The 15,896-nt window shown below is 39.6% G+C and carries 15 protein-coding genes; 12 read left to right on the top strand and 3 right to left on the bottom strand.

The window, feature by feature from the left end; all coding sequences use genetic code 11:
• Positions 1–22 precede the first annotated feature (22 nt).
• From prmA to BN53_RS06630, 7 genes are all read left to right on the top strand, one after another.
• Positions 23–967, top strand: a complete 945-nt coding sequence (gene prmA / locus BN53_RS06660; protein WP_009560174.1) for a 50S ribosomal protein L11 methyltransferase — start codon at positions 23–25, stop codon at positions 965–967.
• A gap of 51 nt (positions 968–1,018) precedes the next feature.
• Positions 1,019–1,381, top strand: a complete 363-nt coding sequence (locus BN53_RS06655) for a hypothetical protein (RefSeq protein WP_009560173.1) — start codon at positions 1,019–1,021, stop codon at positions 1,379–1,381.
• Between the two features lie 15 nt (positions 1,382–1,396).
• Complete coding sequence (locus BN53_RS06650; RefSeq protein WP_009560172.1) at positions 1,397–3,628, top strand: RelA/SpoT family protein; 2,232 nt, start codon at positions 1,397–1,399, stop codon at positions 3,626–3,628.
• Positions 3,628–4,071, top strand: coding sequence for a D-aminoacyl-tRNA deacylase (gene dtd, locus BN53_RS06645; RefSeq protein ID WP_009560171.1), 444 nt, complete (start codon positions 3,628–3,630; stop codon positions 4,069–4,071). Before BN53_RS06650 ends, dtd begins: the two co-directional genes overlap by 1 nt.
• 273 nt (positions 4,072–4,344) lie before the next feature.
• Entirely contained in the window at positions 4,345–5,631 is a 1,287-nt protein-coding gene (gene hisS / locus BN53_RS06640) for a histidine--tRNA ligase (RefSeq protein WP_009560170.1), read from the top strand.
• Positions 5,632–5,633: 2 nt separating this feature from the next.
• Positions 5,634–7,487, top strand: coding sequence for an aspartate--tRNA ligase (gene aspS / locus BN53_RS06635; RefSeq protein WP_009560169.1), 1,854 nt, complete (start codon positions 5,634–5,636; stop codon positions 7,485–7,487).
• 244 nt (positions 7,488–7,731) lie between these two features.
• A complete protein-coding gene (locus BN53_RS06630) occupies positions 7,732–8,832 on the top strand; it encodes an SLAP domain-containing protein (protein WP_040537388.1) in 1,101 nt (366 codons plus the stop codon).
• Between the two features lie 37 nt (positions 8,833–8,869).
• On the opposite strand, the gene BN53_RS06625 is transcribed toward BN53_RS06630, so the two are convergent.
• Positions 8,870–10,054, bottom strand: a complete 1,185-nt coding sequence (locus tag BN53_RS06625; protein WP_009560167.1) for a pyridoxal phosphate-dependent aminotransferase — start codon at positions 10,052–10,054, stop codon at positions 8,870–8,872.
• Between the two features lie 137 nt (positions 10,055–10,191).
• Here BN53_RS06625 and msrB point away from each other — a divergent pair, with 137 nt between their 5' ends.
• On the top strand, positions 10,192–10,617 hold the full coding sequence (gene msrB / locus BN53_RS06620) for a peptide-methionine (R)-S-oxide reductase MsrB (protein WP_009560166.1): 426 nt from the start codon (positions 10,192–10,194) through the stop codon (positions 10,615–10,617).
• Positions 10,618–10,731: 114 nt separating this feature from the next.
• On the top strand, positions 10,732–11,949 hold the full coding sequence (locus BN53_RS06615) for an SLAP domain-containing protein (RefSeq protein ID WP_009560165.1): 1,218 nt from the start codon (positions 10,732–10,734) through the stop codon (positions 11,947–11,949).
• A 49-nt stretch (positions 11,950–11,998) separates the two neighbouring features.
• Here BN53_RS06615 and BN53_RS06610 read toward each other — a convergent pair whose 3' ends face one another.
• Entirely contained in the window at positions 11,999–12,877 is an 879-nt protein-coding gene (locus BN53_RS06610) for a YitT family protein (RefSeq protein WP_009560164.1), read from the bottom strand.
• A 603-nt stretch (positions 12,878–13,480) separates the two neighbouring features.
• On the opposite strand from BN53_RS06610, the gene msrA reads away from it, so the two are divergent.
• Positions 13,481–14,053 (top strand): peptide-methionine (S)-S-oxide reductase MsrA, encoded by a 573-nt coding sequence (msrA, locus tag BN53_RS06605; protein WP_009560163.1) that lies wholly within the window; start codon positions 13,481–13,483, stop codon positions 14,051–14,053.
• Positions 14,054–14,112: 59 nt separating this feature from the next.
• Here the strand turns inward: msrA and BN53_RS06600 are convergent, their stop codons facing one another.
• The gene (locus tag BN53_RS06600; protein ID WP_009560162.1) at positions 14,113–14,949 is read right to left on the bottom strand and encodes a pyruvate, water dikinase regulatory protein; all 837 of its coding nucleotides are present in this window, start codon (positions 14,947–14,949) and stop codon (positions 14,113–14,115) included.
• A 201-nt stretch (positions 14,950–15,150) separates the two neighbouring features.
• On the opposite strand from BN53_RS06600, the gene rpsU reads away from it, so the two are divergent.
• Both rpsU and BN53_RS06590 read left to right on the top strand, forming a co-directional pair.
• Positions 15,151–15,327: a 30S ribosomal protein S21 gene (rpsU, locus tag BN53_RS06595; protein WP_009560161.1), complete on the top strand. Its 177-nt coding sequence runs from the start codon at positions 15,151–15,153 to the stop codon at positions 15,325–15,327.
• Positions 15,328–15,439: 112 nt separating this feature from the next.
• Positions 15,440–15,883 (top strand): GatB/YqeY domain-containing protein, encoded by a 444-nt coding sequence (locus BN53_RS06590; protein WP_009560160.1) that lies wholly within the window; start codon positions 15,440–15,442, stop codon positions 15,881–15,883.
• Positions 15,884–15,896 lie beyond the last annotated feature (13 nt).

Genomic DNA, 15,896 nt, shown 5'->3' with positions numbered 1-15,896 from the left:
TAACTAAAGAAGGTAGGATTTGATGAAATTACTTGTAATTAAAATTGAAACTAGTCATGAAGTAGAAGATGCTTTGGATTTTTACAGTCAAGAACATCTTAATGCCTTGGGCGTTGAAGCAAGAAAACGCAGCGACTTTGAACAAGCTGGTTGGCTTCACGATTCAACTGTAGTTGAACTAGATGATATTAAGGATTTGCCAGAAGATATGCAATTTTTGGCTTACTTTGATGAAGAAGCAGATAAGGATGATTTGATTGCTAAATATAAAGATAAACTAGCAGAACTTGCAGGCTATGGCTTGGCAATTGGTCAAGCTGAAATCAGTGCTGACTATGTAGCTGATCAAGACTGGAACACTGCATGGCAGAAATACTACCATGTCATCAATTTCTCTAGACACTTGGCAATCGTTCCTGAATGGGAAGACTATCAACCAGCTTTTAAAGATCAAGCAATTATCAAGCTCGATCCAGGTCTAGCTTTTGGTACTGGTAACCACCAAACAACTCAACTGGCAATGCTTGGTTTAGAAAATGCCATGACTTTCCCAGCTAAAGTGGCTGATGTAGGTACAGGTTCAGGTATTTTGGCTATTGCAGCTTCTAAATTAGGTGCTAGTGAAGTTTTGGCAACTGACATCTCAGATGAATCAATGACTGCGGCTAAGGAAAATGCTGGCTTGAATGGTCTTGATAATATTAGAACTCAAAAGACCAGTTTGCTGAGTGATGTTGATGAAAAGTTCGATATTATTGTGGCCAACATTTTGGCAGAAATCTTGCTTGACTTGATTCCACAACTTGACAGTCACTTGAAAGAAAATGGAAAGATCATCTTCTCTGGTATTGACTACTTGCAATTGCCTAAGATTGAGCAGGCTCTAGCAGAAAATAATTTTGAAATCAATTTAACCATGAGAGAAAATCGTTGGATTGGGCTAGTTATTAGTCGCAAACAAGCATAGTGTGGTAAAATAATTTTCAAATTAAGGTGAAATGAAAGGGAACTTTTTTGCATGCGACAACTAATCAGAAAAATCAAAGAAAATAGCTTCATTAAAAAATTGAACAGCTTTTACGCCATGCCAGTTGTTTGGTGGAGCTTGCTTTTGATGCTTTTGCCATATTTAAGTAGCTTGCTTAGAATTCCAATCGTTTTTCGAGTAGGGGTTGTTTGCTTGATTATCGGCAATATCATTAGCTTCCATGTGGGATTTTTGATCAATCGCTTGAAGCTCAAGTCTTGGTGGTTGTTAGTTTTGCCTGCACTGTTTTGCCTTGCTGTTTTGCCAACATATGCAAAGTACAATTTGCTTTTTGGGATAATCTTTTTGATTTTTGAATTATTCGGTCAGATGAATAAACAGATCTACCGCTAGAAGGGATGAGAAGATATGTCAAAATATATTGAAATGACTTATGAACAAGTGATTGAAGCTTGTGAAAAATACATGACCGACGAACAATTAGCTTTCGTTAAAAAGGCGTATAACTATGCCAATAAGGCCCATGAAGGTCAAACTAGAGCCTCCGGTCAACCATATATCATCCATCCTACACAAGTAGCGGGAACTTTGGCTAACTTGGGACTGGATCAGGATACGATTGCGGCTGGATTTTTGCATGATACAGTTGAAGATACTCCAGTAACCAATGATGATATAAAGAAAGAATTTGGCGAAGATGTTGCCTTTATCGTTGATGGCGTAACTAAGCTGAACAAGTATCAATACAAGTCCCACCAAGAATTTTTAGCAGAAAATCACCGTAAAATGTTGATTGCCATGGCCAAGGACTTGCGGGTAATCATGGTTAAATTGGCCGACCGCTTGCACAACATGCATACTTTGAATCACTTGCGCCCAGACAAGCAACGCCGAATTGCTTCAGAAACGATGGATATTTATGCACCGCTGGCTGACCGTTTGGGTATCGGAACGATTAAGTGGGAACTTGAAGATATGAGCTTCCACTACTTAAATCCTGATGCATATTACCGCATTGTTAGCTTGATGGACTTAAAGCGTAGCGAGCGCGAAAGCTATATTGCCGAAACTATCAGCGTGCTAAAGAAGACGCTTGATAGTTTGGGCATTAAGTATGAAGTCTACGGTCGTCCTAAGCATATTTATTCAATTTATAAGAAGATGGTGGATAAGCACAAGGACTTTAACGAAATCTACGACTTGCTAGCAGTTAGAGTTTTAGTCAAAAATGTCCGCGACTGCTATGCAGTTTTAGGTGCAGTTCATACTGAATGGAAGCCAATGCCAGGTCGATTCAAGGATTATATCGCTGTACCAAAGGTTAACGGTTACCAATCCTTGCATACGACGATTATCGGACCTGGAGGCAAGCCGCTAGAAATTCAGATCAGAACTGAACAGATGCACCAAGTAGCTGAATACGGTGTGGCGGCTCACTGGGCTTATAAGCGCGGCAATTTCAGCGGAGTACAAGCAAGCAGCTCCGGCGAAAAACTTGACATGGTGCGCGAAATCTTGGAATTGAAGGATGAAACCAAAGACGCTGACGAATTTATGCGCAGCGTTAAGTCTGATATTTTCTCTGACCGTGTTTATGTTTTCACTCCTAAGGGTGAAGTTTATGAACTTCCTAAGGGATCAGTTACGCTGGATTTTGCCTTTGAAATTCATACTCAAGTAGGTAGTCATGCAGTAGGTGCCAAAATCAACAACAAACTAGTTCCACTTGATTACAAGCTCAAAAATGGTGATGTAATCGAGATCATGACTCAGTCTAATGCTAGTCCTTCCCGCGACTGGGTTGACATCGTTAAGACTTCTCGTGCTAGAAACAAGATCAAGCGTTACTTCAAGGCACTTGACCGTGAAGATAGCATTGAAAAGGGTCAACAAGAAGTAGCTAACCTTTTGCGCGAAAATGATCTTAGCGTCAAGGAATATATGGATAAGGATCACATGGAAAAGATCCTAGATCATTTCAACTATAGGACTAGCGATGAATTGTTTGCAGCCATTGGCTTTGGCGACCAATCAGCTATTGGCGTTTACAACCGTTTGACGCTTGATTTGCGTAAGAAGGATGAAGCTGAAAAGCAAAAGAAGCTAGAAGAAGAAATTATGAACTCTGGCCAGCAATCTGCTTCAAAGGCCAAGAATACTTCTTCAACGATGAAGGTTAAGCATAAGAATGGCGTCATGATTCAAGGCGTAAGTGACTTAATGCTTCATTTAGCTAAGTGCTGCAACCCGGTTCCAGGCGATGATATCACTGGTTATGTAACTAAGGGACGGGGCGTAACTATTCATAGAACAGATTGCCGCAACATCACTAAAGAAGCCCAAGAGCAGGGCCGTTTGATCGATGTTGAATGGGAAAACATTGAAGATGCAAGTGCTCAAGCCTTCAATGCCAATATTGAAATTTTTGGTTACAACCGTGGCAACTTGCTTAGTGATGTCATCAACAAGTTGAATTCTTTGACTAAGAACATCAACAACATCTCTGGTAAAGTCAATGATGAAAATATTGCCCATATTTATGTAACCGTATCTGTTAGTCATGCCAAGCAATTAGCTGATATTTTGAGTAAATTGCGCGACATCCCTGATGTATATGAAACCAAGAGGTCGGATAGTTAATGAGAGTAGTAATTCAACGAGTAAATCATGCTGCAGTAAGAATTGATGGCGAAGTCGTTGGTCAGATCGGCAAAGGATTTTTGCTTTTAGTAGGTCTAAAAGAAGGCGATGGAGCTGATCAAGTCAAAAAGGCTGCCGACAAAATTGCTAAGATGCGAATCTTTGAAGATGAAGCAGGCAAGACCAACCTCTCTTTAAAAGATGTTGGTGGGGCAATTTTGAGTGTGAGTCAGTTTACTTTATTAGCCAATACCAAAAAAGGCAACCGTCCAAGTTTTGTAGATGCGATGAGACCGCCAAAGTCACAAGAATTGTGGGAAGAGTTCAATCAGCACTTGCGCTTGGCTGGTTTTGAAGTAGAAACTGGCAAATTTGGTGCCGACATGAAGGTCGAACTAGAAAACGATGGTCCATTTACGATTGTTTTGGATTTAGACGAATAAAACGTTTTCAGAGGTTGACTTTATTAGCGTAAAAATATATTCTAGAAAAGAATTATCGAAGACAAAGACTGTAGATTAGCAAGGCCTATTTTAGAGACCATTCGGTTTGGTGCAAAGAATGGATAGGTAGCAATCTGTGACACCTTTAGCAGATAATTAATCGTCTCGCGAGCGTTAATCGTAGGAACTATAAGGTGGTACCGTGCTAATCTCAAGCGCCCTTGATTATTTTCAAGGGCGCTTTTTATATTAATTTATTTAAAGGATGATACGATGAGAGTTCAAAAACCAAAAGGTACAGTCGATATTTTGCCTGATGTTTCAGGATCATGGGAAAAAGTCGAACAAATTGCCCGCAACTTTTTCAAGCGTGCAAACTATGGCGAAATCAGAACGCCTACTTTTGAAAACTATGAAGTCTTCTCCCGTTCAAGTGGTGAAACTTCAGATGTAGTTGAAAAAGAAATGTACGATTTCAACGATAAGGGTGGTCGTCACATTGCCCTTCGTCCAGAAGGAACTGCCGGTGTGGTTAGAGCTTATGTTGAAGATAAGCTTTATGGCCCAGAAGTAGTTAAGCCATTCAACGTTTACTACTTGGCAACCACTTTCCGCTATGAACGTCCACAAGCTGGTCGTCAACGCGAATTCCACCAAATCGGTGTTGAAAGTTTTGGTTCAAGCAATCCATTAGCTGATGTTGAAACAATCATGCTTGGTCATGATTTGCTAGCGGAACTTGGAGTTAAGCAATATGAATTGCACATCAACACTTTGGGTAATGCTCAAGTACGCAAAGACTACCACGATGCTTTGGTAAATTACTTCACTCCATTAAGAGACAAGCTTTCTGATGATTCTAAGCGCAGATTGGAAAAGAACCCATTGAGAATTTTGGATTCTAAGGCGCCTGAAGATAAGGAATTCTTGCCAAACGCACCTAAGATTGTTGACTACTTGGATGAAGATTCAAAGGCTAACTTTGAGGCAATCACTGACAAGCTTGATCGTTTAGGTATTAAATATGTGATCGACAATGACTTAGTTCGTGGTCTTGACTATTACACTGGTATCATTTTTGAATTCATGGTTGATGACAAGAGCCTATGGGAATCACCAACAACTATCCTTGGTGGTGGACGCTACAACCACTTGGTTGAAGAATTTGATGGCCCTGAAACGCCAGCTGTTGGTTTTGGTATTGGTGAAGAAAGATTGATGCTTGTCTTGCAAAAGCAAAACCCAGAATTAGTTGCAAATGAAGGAATTGATTTCTTCATCACTAATATTGGTGAAGGTACTGCATTTAAGGCGGTTGAAATTGCTAGAGACCTTCGCAAGCAAGGCTTCAGTGCTCAATACGATGTTGATCAAAAGAAGCTCAAGGCTCAATTTAAGAAGGCTGACCGCGTAAAGGCTAAGTACGTTATTACTTTGGGTGAAAAAGAAGTTGAACAAGGTATCTTGAACATCAAGCGCTTGGCAGATGGCAAGGTTAAGGAAGCTAAGTTTGACGACTTAGGCAAGATGGAAGAAATTATTAAGGATTTTGAGGATTAAAAATGGAACATATGGACAAGAGAACAGACTACTGTGGTAATATTACCAGCAAATATGAAGGTCAAGAAGTAACTTTATTTGGTTGGGTACAAAGAGTTCGTAACTTAGGTAACTTGATTTTCATCGATTTGCGTGACCGCGAAGGCTTGGTACAAGTTGTCGTAAACAAGGATTCCGGCCAAGAATTGATGGATGTAGCTGACAGTCTAGGAAACGAATACGTAGTTGAAGTTAAGGGTAAGGTAGTTAGACGTTCAAGCATTAACCCTGACATGAAGACTGGTGAAGTTGAAGTTGACGCTAGAGAAATTGTCGTTTTAAACGAAGCTCAAAACCCACCATTTGAAATTAAGAATGACGTTGAAATCAGCGAACAAACTAGATTAAAGTACCGCTACCTTGATCTTCGTCGTCCAACTTTGCAAAATGCTATTATTTTGAGATCTAAGATTTTGCGTGCAACTCACGAATTCTTCGATGAAAATGGCTTTATCGACATTGAAACTCCAATTTTAGGTAAGTCATCTCCAGAAGGTGCACGTGACTACTTAGTTCCATCAAGAATTTACCCAGGTAGTTTCTACGCTTTGCCACAATCACCACAATTGTTCAAGCAATTGCTTATGGGTGCAGGCTTTGACAAGTACTACCAACTTGCTAGATGTTTCCGTGACGAAGACCTTCGCGGAGACCGTCAACCAGAATTTACTCAAATCGATATGGAAACTTCTTTCTTAGACGAACAAGGTGTACAAGACTACACTGAAGGTTTGCTTAAGAAGGTGATGAAGGATGTTATGAACATTGACTTGCCAACTCCAATTAGAAGAATGTCATGGCAAGATTCAATGGACTTGTATGGCTGCGACAAGCCTGACCTTAGATATGATATGCATATCCACGACTTAAACGAAATTTTCAAGGACTCAGACTTTAAGGTGTTCTCAGGTGCAATTGCTGACGGCGGACATGTTAGAGCTATTGCCGTTAAAAACGGTGCTAAGGAATACTCACGCAAGAAGATCGAAGAAAAGCAAGACTACATCAAGCGCTACCACGCAAAGGGCTTAGCTTGGGTTAAGTTTGAAGATGGCGAATTCTCAGGTCCTGTATCACGCTTCTTGACTGATGCTAACAAAGAAGCTCTTAAGAAGGAATTCGAACTTGAAGGCGAAGAATTAATTGTCTTTGTAGCAGACAAGTGGAAGGTAGTTTGTGATTCTTTGAATTACTTGCGTCGTAGCTTTGCTAAGGAAACAGGTATTATTCCTAAGAATACTTACGAATTTGTTTGGATCGTTGACTGGCCATTATTTGAATACGATGAAGGTTTAGGTCGCTGGATCGCTGCTCACCACCCATTCACTATGCCAGATGACGAAGGGATCAAGCTTTTGGATACTGATCCTCATGCTGCACATGCTCGCTCATACGATATCGTTTTGAATGGGGATGAACTTGGTGGTGGATCAATCCGTATTCACAAGCGTTCAATCCAAGAAAAGATGCTTAAGGCGCTTGGTTTCTCAAAGAAGCGTGCTTACGAACAATTCGGTTACTTGATGGATGCTTTGGACATGGGCTTCCCACCACACGCAGGTTTGGCTATTGGTTTGGACAGATTTGCAATGTTATTAGCTGGCAAGGACAACATCAGAGACGTCTTGGCCTTTCCAAAGAATGCTTCAGCTTCAGAACCAATGATGCACGCTCCAGCTCCAGTTGCTGAACAACAATTGAATGATTTAGGAATTGAAGTTGAAGAACAATACCTTGATAGCGTTCATGAAACTGAAAAGCGTTTAGAAAAAGAAGCACAAGAAGATGCAGATCAAAATGCAACCTGGGAAGATTAATAACTAGGCTGAAATAGAGCAGGGCAAAGTAAGTTCTGCTCTATTTTTTTGCGTCTGTAAAACTATCTAATAGATTTGTTAAGTGATTGTAATTGTAGCTATGGAAAAAACTGATATAGTTATTTTATGAGGATAGATCGTGAAGACAAATTAAGCAAGAAAATAATTTTAGTGAGGGATTTAATTGAGACGTAGATTTAGTAGTAAGAATTTTATCAAGACTATCGGAAGTGCCGGTATTATTATGACCGCTGGGATCGCAGTTGCTCCTAGCGTTCTTCAAACAGTGGTAGCACAAGCATCGACTACCAGTGTTGGTTCACGTTCTTATGGGGTTGATATTGCCAGCTATCAATCAACCAGTGTCAAGAGTTCTGCAAAAGCTGGAGCAGAATTTGCGATTGTTAAGGTTAGTGAAGGTACTAGCTACCGTAACCCTAAGGCTTCAGCCCAAATTGCATCAGCTAAGGCCAACAACTTAATGCCAATGGCTTACCACTTTGCGCTTTTTGGTGCAAATTCTAGCAGAGCTAAAAGCGAAGCAGCTTATGCAATTGCATCAGCCAAGGCAATGGGTATTCCTAGTGGCTCATATATTGCTTGTGACTGGGAAACTGGCGATGGTAATGTAGTTACTGGTGGCAAGACTGCTAGTGCCAACGCAATCATTGCCTTTATGTCTGCAATTGAATCAGCTGGATATAAGCCACTTTTGTATTCAGGTGCTTACTTATTGAACAACAACATTGCAACTTCTAAGGTTGTTGCTGCTTTTCCAAATTCACTTTGGGTAGCTTCTTATGCTTCAGCTGGTCGAATTGATACGCCTAACTTCAATTACTTCCCATCAATGAACGGCGTAATTATTTGGCAATTTACAGATAACTGGCGCGGATTGAATGTCGATGGCAACATTAGTTTGCTTCCACTTTCAATTAGTGGCAGTGGTTCTGGTTCAGCATCCAGTCAAGCTCCAACAGCTAACGTTACTAAGAAGACTGTTATGCACAAGGCATACGTTTACGATAAAAATGGCCAAAGAGTCGGCAATCAATCTTATGCAGCTTACCAAACTATCAATGTCTTTGGCGGTTTAGTAACAATCAACGGCAAGAGTTACTACCAAACAGGTGATAACAACTACATCAAGGTTTCTAACGTTGATGGCGTTAAGCGCATTTTGAAGCAAACAGCTTACGTTTACAACAATAAGGGTGAGTTGGTTAACGTTGGAGCAATTAAGGCAGGAACAACTGTTTCAACTTACGGTGGCAAGAAGACTATCAATGGCACTCAATATTACAAGATTCAAAAGAATCGTTATGTAAAAGCATCCGAATTTTAAAAGCATCAAAAAAGGATTGGCAAAAGCCAGTCCTTTTTTAGTTGTTATTGATAAAAGTTTTAATTCGCACTAGTGCTAGTTCTAGCTGCTCAATTGATGAAGCATAAGATAAGCGGATGTAGCCTTGTCCGCCTTTACCAAAATAAGAACCTGGAGTAAGACCGACTTTAGCTTCTTGAGCTAACTTATAAGCAAAATCTACGTCATCTGTACCGAATCTTTCTGGGAACTTAGCAAAAATATAGAAGGCACCTTGTGGCTTAGCTAATTTAAAGCCAAGCTCCGCTAAACCATCCATGACTAAATTCCTTCGGCGTCCATAAATATCGCGCGCTTTTTTAGTGTCTGCTTGTCCATTATTTAGAGCTTCGGCTGAGGCAATTTGTACGTTGTTAGTGACGGAAGTGAACAAGAAGGAGTTTACTTTTTTAACTAATTCCATAATCTCACTAGGTCCGGCGATATATCCTAGTCGCCATCCAGTCATGGCAAAGGCCTTGGATACGCCAGAGAGAATAACGTTTCTTTCAGGAATATATTGAGATAATGAGTGGTGCTTTTCTTTGTCATAGATCAATTCAGCGTAGATCTCATCAGTAATTGAAAGCAAATGATAATCGGAAATAACTTTGGCTATTTCTTGCAAGGCGGCTGGTGAATAAACTCGGCCAGTTGGATTAGATGGATCAGTAATCAAAATTGCCTTAGCACCTTTTCCTTCGCCTTCCAGAGTTTCAATTAGCTTGTCAGCAGTTAAGATGAAGTCGTCTTTAGAAGTGTCAATCTGCACCGGTTGCCCACCAGCTAGACGAACGATTTGAAAATATAATCCCCAGGCTGGAGTTGGAATAAGCACCTTGTCTCCAGGATTTAAAATTGACATAAAAATTGCATTCAATGCGCCAGTGGCTCCAACGCTAACGCAAATTTCCGTTTCGGGATCATAATCAACGTTTAAGCTAGTTTTGAGATAATTGCTGATGGCATCGCGTAGTTCCTTTTTTCCTGAAAAATCAGCATAGTGAGAATCGTCAGCTTCAATGTCTTTAATGGCTGCTTGCTTGATATGCATTGGAGTTGAAAGATCAGGTTCCCCAACAGTTAACTTGATAATATCTTCAATTTGACTAATATCTGCGTCAAATTTTCTGATCTTTGAAATTGGTAATGTAGCAGGCAACCCTTTGCTGGATTTAGTTAAGTCGAATGCTAGTTGTGGCATAAGGCTCCTCCAAAAATAATGTTTTAGTATTTTTTATACACTCTAATTCTATTAGGAATGGAAGCGTCTAACAACATTTTTGTTAGAAAAACTGCTATATTATAAATAATTTAAGAATTACAAAAGAGGTTATCGAAATGTTTGATAAGGAAGAAAGACTAAAACAGCTAAACAAAGAGCAATATGAAGTAACGCAACATGCGGCAACAGAATATCCATTTAGTGGCAAATACGATGATTTTTACGAAAAGGGAATTTATGTCGACGTTGTCTCAGGAGAGCCACTATTTTCGAGTTTAGATAAGTATGATGCTGGTTGTGGCTGGCCAAGTTTTACCAAGCCAATTGAAAAGTTGGTCTACCGCCGTGACCAGTCACATAATATGGAAAGAACAGAAGTAAAAAGTCCACAAGCAGATAGTCACTTGGGTCATGTCTTCAGTGATGGACCAGCTGATCGAGGAGGACTTCGTTATTGCATCAATTCTGCTAGCCTAGATTTCATTCCATACGATGAATTGGAAGAAAAAGGATACGGACGATACAAAGAGCTGTTTGACTAAGCTAAGAAACGAAACTGTCACGTATTCTTAAGAAATTTTCAGTAGAATCCGTGTTATGATGAAGCTGTGAGATTAAGCTTGAAAATTTAACAATAAAAACGACGGAGGATTTTGATGAATAAACGAGATTGGAAAATTTTAGGTGCTTTGGCCTGCGCCAGTGCGCTGACTACCTCTACAGCACTGGTACTCGAAAATTATTCATCGCTTGGAAGCGAGACGGTACGAGCAGATACTAAGTCTGTTTCTAGCAGATCATATGGGGTCGATGTTGCTAGCTATCAGAGCAGTGATATTTCTGGTATGGCTCAAGCTGGTGGTCAATTTGCGATTGTAAAAGTTAGTGAAGGAACTAATTATCAAAACCCTAAAGCAGCAGCGCAAATTACAAGTGCAATTAACAACAATATGATGCCAATGGCTTATCATTTTGCGACTTTTGGTGCAAATAGCACTGCTGCAGTAGCAGAAGCTAATTATGCAATTGCTTCAGCTAAGGCAATGGGTTTGCCAAGTGGATCTTATATTGCTTGTGACTGGGAAACTGGTCAAGGAAATGTAGTCACTGCCGGCAAGATTGCTAGTGCCAATGCTATTTTAGCATTTATGCAAAAGATAAAAGCTGCTGGCTATCAACCATTGCTATATTCAGGAGCATACTTACTGAGAAACAATATTGATACCAGCGTGATTTTGTCTGCTTTTCCTAGCTCTTTATGGGTAGCCTCATACGCTACTACGGGTAGAATCGACACTGCCGATTTCAACTACTTCCCATCAATGGATGGGGTAGCCATTTGGCAATTTACAGATAACTGGCGTGGCTTGAGCGTTGACGGCAATATCACTCTTTTGCCGCTTTCTTACAATTCAACAACTACTCAAGCACCAGTTACTAACACGAGTGATTTGAACCAACAAGCTAAGCCATCTAACAATACGACTACAACTAGCTCATCTAATGTAGTTAAAACAACTAAGACTGTCATGCACAAGTCATATATTTATGATCAAAATGGTAGCAGAGTTGGTAATTCCGCAATTTCTGCTTACACGCAAGTTACTGTTTTGGGCGGCTTTGTTCAAATCAATGGCAAGCGCTACTATAAGATTGGCGATAATCAATATATCAACTTGTCTAACGTTGATGGATCAAAACGTACTTTGACTCATAATTCTTATGTTTATAACAACCAGGGCTTGCGAGTTTACTCAGTGGGTAAGCTTTATGCTGGACAAAGCTTGACCACTTACGGTAGCAGCTTCAATATTGCTGGCAAGTCATACTACCGAATTGGCAAGAACCGCTATGTAAAGGTAGCTAATTTTTAGTTTTTTAAGCAATCAAAAAAGGCACTTCAATTGTGAAGTGTCTTTTTTCTTAAACAATTTCTTGTTCCTTGAAGCGACCGTAAACTTTTTCGACTTCGCTTACGCTCATGAAAGAATATGGGTCTGCATTTTTGACAATTTCGCGGATGTCATAAAGATCGTAACGGTCAATAATGGTCAAAAGCACAGTCTTTTCATTGTGAGCATAGGCACCTTCGGCATCATGCAAGATAGTGATTCCGCGGTGCATCTTGCTTTGAATGCCGCTGATGATGGCTTGGGGATGCTCGGTGATGATCATTACTTGCATCTTCTTGTGCTGAGTATAAACGGCATCAATTACTTGTCCGTTGATAAAGATGGTCAAAGCAGAGTAGAGCGCTCTAGTCCAACCGAATACAAAACCTGCTGCAGCAATGATAAGCAAGTTGACCAAGATATTAAACTTACCGTAACTTGTGCCAGTTTTTTTCCGAATAACAATTCCAATAATATCAATTCCACCTGTTGAAATACCATTCTTCAAGGCAAAACCTGTTCCGATTCCGTTGATCGTTCCACCGAAAATCGCACACAAAAGTGGATCCCAGTTAACTGATAGTGGACGAATGATATGCATCATAAAAGATCCGGCCACAACGGCGACGATTGTAAAGAAGGTAAACTTATGTCCGATCTTGAACCAACCGAGGATGAATAGAGGAACATTTAAGGCAAAATACATCGTAGAAGTTGAAAGAGTAAATGGGAAGTACCTTTCAGTGATTGAATTGATTAATTGTGCAAAACCTGTAATTCCGGATGAATACATGTGTCCAGGCGTCCAGAAGAAGTTCAGGGCGACGGCTACAGCTACGGAATAAAACAAGGCAGCTGAGAGTTTGGAAAGAAAATTGTATCTTCTGTTGAATTTATCTAGCTGATCCATTTTTTGTCCTTTTTATAAAGCTCTTTAAAAATCGTTGTACAACATCTGTGCAACAGCTTTTGAATTCGTTTATCAAACTGTTTAAGATTGGTAACTATCTTATTGTCGTCTGAATCTTTCATTTCGTCAATCAAATATGCGTAAAATTTTAAAGTTAAGAATACGTTGATATGTAAATATTACTTTTTGCTTTACTTTTTATATTGATATGCTATCATATCTTCGACGATAAGTTAAAAAGTCAAAGATGAAGCATACAAAAAAGCATTGCCGGCCAGGGCAATGCTTTTTTTCACTTGAAAAATAGATCAAGCGTGTGGTGAACGGGTGACTAGTTTCGACCGTTACGCCGATTGTTCAACCAGTGATCGAAGTTAAAAAGTCGTGAAGCATACTGTCACCTCCTTTCAAGTGGGAGGTACTAGTCACCGATAGGCAATTATAACAAAGACTATAAATAATATATAGTTTTGTTTTTAATTATAAAAATGATTATCACAAGTCCATAAGCAGATTCTTAGTATTTTAGAAAAGATTGTTGTAAAATTTTGGCATACTAACTAAGACAGAGTTTTGTCTCGTACAATAAGAAAGCGTGAGAAGATGGAAAATTCAATCAACAATAAGGGAAATGGCCTTGATACAGCTATTTTTGCTGGGGGATGCTTCTGGTGTATGGTTCAACCATTTGATAGCTTGCCAGGGATCAAGAGCGTTATTAGTGGTTACACAGGTGGCCACTTTGCTAATCCAACTTATGAACAAGTTTGCACAGGAACGACTGGACATACTGAAGCAGTAGAAATTACTTTTGACCCAGAAGTATTTCCATATGAAAAGCTGGTCGAAATTTATTGGCAAGTTGCTGATCCAACTGATGCAACCGGACAATTCCAAGATCGCGGGGATCAATACCGACCAGTTATTTACTACAATTCACCAGAGCAAAAAGAAACTGCAGAAAAGTCCAAGGAAAAATTAGCTGCTAGTGGTTTGTTCGATCAACCGATTGTAACTAAGATTGAACCGGCTAGCGAATTTTACCCAGCAGAAGAATATCATCAAGATTTCTATCGCAAGAATCCATTGCGCTTTATTATGGAAGAAGCTGGTGGGCGCGGTGCTTATATCGAAAAGCATTTAGATCGCAGCTATTACACTGATCAAGAAAAATAAGCAAAAAATAACTCCTCCGATATACCTGGAGGAGTTATTTTGATATCAATATGTATTTGTTAATCAGAAATACCCAAGTGGTTCAAGATCAAGGCAGCTGTTTCTTCGATTGAACGGTGAGCGACGTTTATTACGTAGCATCCTAGTTCGCGGTAAAGCTTTTGAGCTGATTCAAGCTCAGCGTTAATTGAATCCATGCTTGAGTAGGTAGTATCAGGGTTCAAGCCGTATGAGATCATTCTTTGACGACGAATTTCGTTCAAAACAGATGGATCATTAGTCAAACCAATAATCTTCTTAGGATCAACTTGGTAAATTTCTCTAGGAATATGGGTTTGTGGGACAAGTGGCAAGTTGGCAACCTTAAGGTTCTTGTTTGCAAGGAATAGTGACAATGGAGTCTTTGAAGTTCTAGATACACCTAGTAAGACCACGTCTGCTTCCAAGAATCCCTTAGGATCCTTACCATCGTCGTACATAACTGCAAATTCCATGGCTGAAATTCGGTCAAAGTACTTTTGGTTCATGCTGTGTTGAGCACCAATTTGTTGTGTTGGTCTTAAGCCAGTTGTTTGTTGCAAGGCTTCAACAACAGGTGAAAAAGTATCAACAATTTGAATGTTATGTTCGCGACCAAATCTGATAACTGGTAATTGCATTTCGTCTTTTACCAAAGTATAGACAATTACAAGATTTGGAAAGTTTTCAATTTCCTTGAAGACATTTTCCAATTTCTCATTATCAGTAATGAATGGGTAGCGACGATAATTGATTTGTGCGTCTGGGAATTCTGCCGCTGCAGCTTTAGCGTTGTTAAATGCAGTATCGCCGGCCGCATCGGAAATGATAATAATGTTGACTTCTTTTTTCTCTGTATTAGTGGTTGTTTCTGGCATTATGTATGCACCTCTTTCTCAGATTAATTATAGCAATATTGGCTTGTAAATGAAATCGCTTAAGTGTTTTATGTGGTAAATTTTGTTTTGCAAAAAATAATTAGAAAAAATATTCAACTTTCTATTGACCGAGAAATATCGTTTGCTATAATTTAATTAAACGTATGGCGTAGCGCCAAGAAATGGAAGGAGGGATCACACATGGCTAAGACTGTCGTTCATGAAAACGAGTCTATTGATGATGCTCTTCGTCGTTTCAAGCGTTCCGTTTCTAGAAGTGGTACCTTACAAGAATACCGTAAGCGCGAATTCTACGAAAAACCAAGTGTACGTAGAAAGCTTAAGTCAGAAGCTGCACGCAAGCGTAGACATTATTAATTGCAAGAAGCTCTCATCTTCGGATGAGAGTTTTTTTGTTTATCTATATTTCAATTGCGCCAACTCTGTTATAATGGCTATAGTTATTATTGAGAAAGAGGGAGATTTTATAATGAATTTATCTAAGCAAATCATGGAAGATATGAAAGATGCCATGAAGAAGAAAGATAAAATCAGACTAAATACTGTTAGAATGATCAAATCAGCTTTAATGAACGAACAAATTAAGCTTGGTCATGATTTAACTCCTGACGATGAACTAACTGTCCTTAATCGGGAAAAGAAGCAAAGAGAAGAGTCCATTGCTGAATTTGAAAAAGGTGGCAGAGAAGATTTAGTTGAAGAAACTAAGAAAGAGTTAGCTGTAGTTGAAAACTACTTACCTAAGCAATTAACTGAGGATGAGCTAAAGCAAATTGTAAGCGAAACTATTCAAGAAGTTGGTGCCAAGGATAAATCAGCCTTTGGTGCAGTTATGAAGAGCTTAATGCCAAAGATCAAGGGACGTGCAGACGGTAAGACCACTTCAGCTATTGTTCGTCAACAATTACAATAATAGAAGGAGCGGG

It is taken from the genome of Lactobacillus pasteurii DSM 23907 = CRBIP 24.76 (assembly GCF_000297025.1).
GTDB classification, from domain to species: domain Bacteria; phylum Bacillota; class Bacilli; order Lactobacillales; family Lactobacillaceae; genus Lactobacillus; species Lactobacillus pasteurii.
The sequence above is the reverse complement of the archived record's forward strand: the minus strand, read 5'-3'. Positions and strand labels throughout refer to the sequence as shown.

What these genes read in the sequence shown, in the direction of transcription:
- msrA (WP_009560163.1), top strand. Translation starts at nt 13,481, where the DNA reads ATGGAAAATTCAATCAACAATAAGGGAAATGGCCTTGATACAGCTATT.
- dtd (WP_009560171.1), top strand. Translation starts at nt 3,628, where the DNA reads ATGAGAGTAGTAATTCAACGAGTAAATCATGCTGCAGTAAGAATTGAT.
- BN53_RS06650 (WP_009560172.1), top strand. Translation starts at nt 1,397, where the DNA reads ATGTCAAAATATATTGAAATGACTTATGAACAAGTGATTGAAGCTTGT.
- rpsU (WP_009560161.1), top strand. Translation starts at nt 15,151, where the DNA reads ATGGCTAAGACTGTCGTTCATGAAAACGAGTCTATTGATGATGCTCTT.
- hisS (WP_009560170.1), top strand. Translation starts at nt 4,345, where the DNA reads ATGAGAGTTCAAAAACCAAAAGGTACAGTCGATATTTTGCCTGATGTT.
- msrB (WP_009560166.1), top strand. Translation starts at nt 10,192, where the DNA reads ATGTTTGATAAGGAAGAAAGACTAAAACAGCTAAACAAAGAGCAATAT.
- BN53_RS06600 (WP_009560162.1), bottom strand. Translation starts at nt 14,949, where the DNA reads ATGCCAGAAACAACCACTAATACAGAGAAAAAAGAAGTCAACATTATT.
- BN53_RS06630 (WP_040537388.1), top strand. Translation starts at nt 7,732, where the DNA reads ATGACCGCTGGGATCGCAGTTGCTCCTAGCGTTCTTCAAACAGTGGTA.
- BN53_RS06655 (WP_009560173.1), top strand. Translation starts at nt 1,019, where the DNA reads ATGCGACAACTAATCAGAAAAATCAAAGAAAATAGCTTCATTAAAAAA.
- BN53_RS06610 (WP_009560164.1), bottom strand. Translation starts at nt 12,877, where the DNA reads ATGGATCAGCTAGATAAATTCAACAGAAGATACAATTTTCTTTCCAAA.
- BN53_RS06625 (WP_009560167.1), bottom strand. Translation starts at nt 10,054, where the DNA reads ATGCCACAACTAGCATTCGACTTAACTAAATCCAGCAAAGGGTTGCCT.
- BN53_RS06590 (WP_009560160.1), top strand. Translation starts at nt 15,440, where the DNA reads ATGAATTTATCTAAGCAAATCATGGAAGATATGAAAGATGCCATGAAG.
- BN53_RS06615 (WP_009560165.1), top strand. Translation starts at nt 10,732, where the DNA reads ATGAATAAACGAGATTGGAAAATTTTAGGTGCTTTGGCCTGCGCCAGT.
- aspS (WP_009560169.1), top strand. Translation starts at nt 5,634, where the DNA reads ATGGAACATATGGACAAGAGAACAGACTACTGTGGTAATATTACCAGC.
- prmA (WP_009560174.1), top strand. Translation starts at nt 23, where the DNA reads ATGAAATTACTTGTAATTAAAATTGAAACTAGTCATGAAGTAGAAGAT.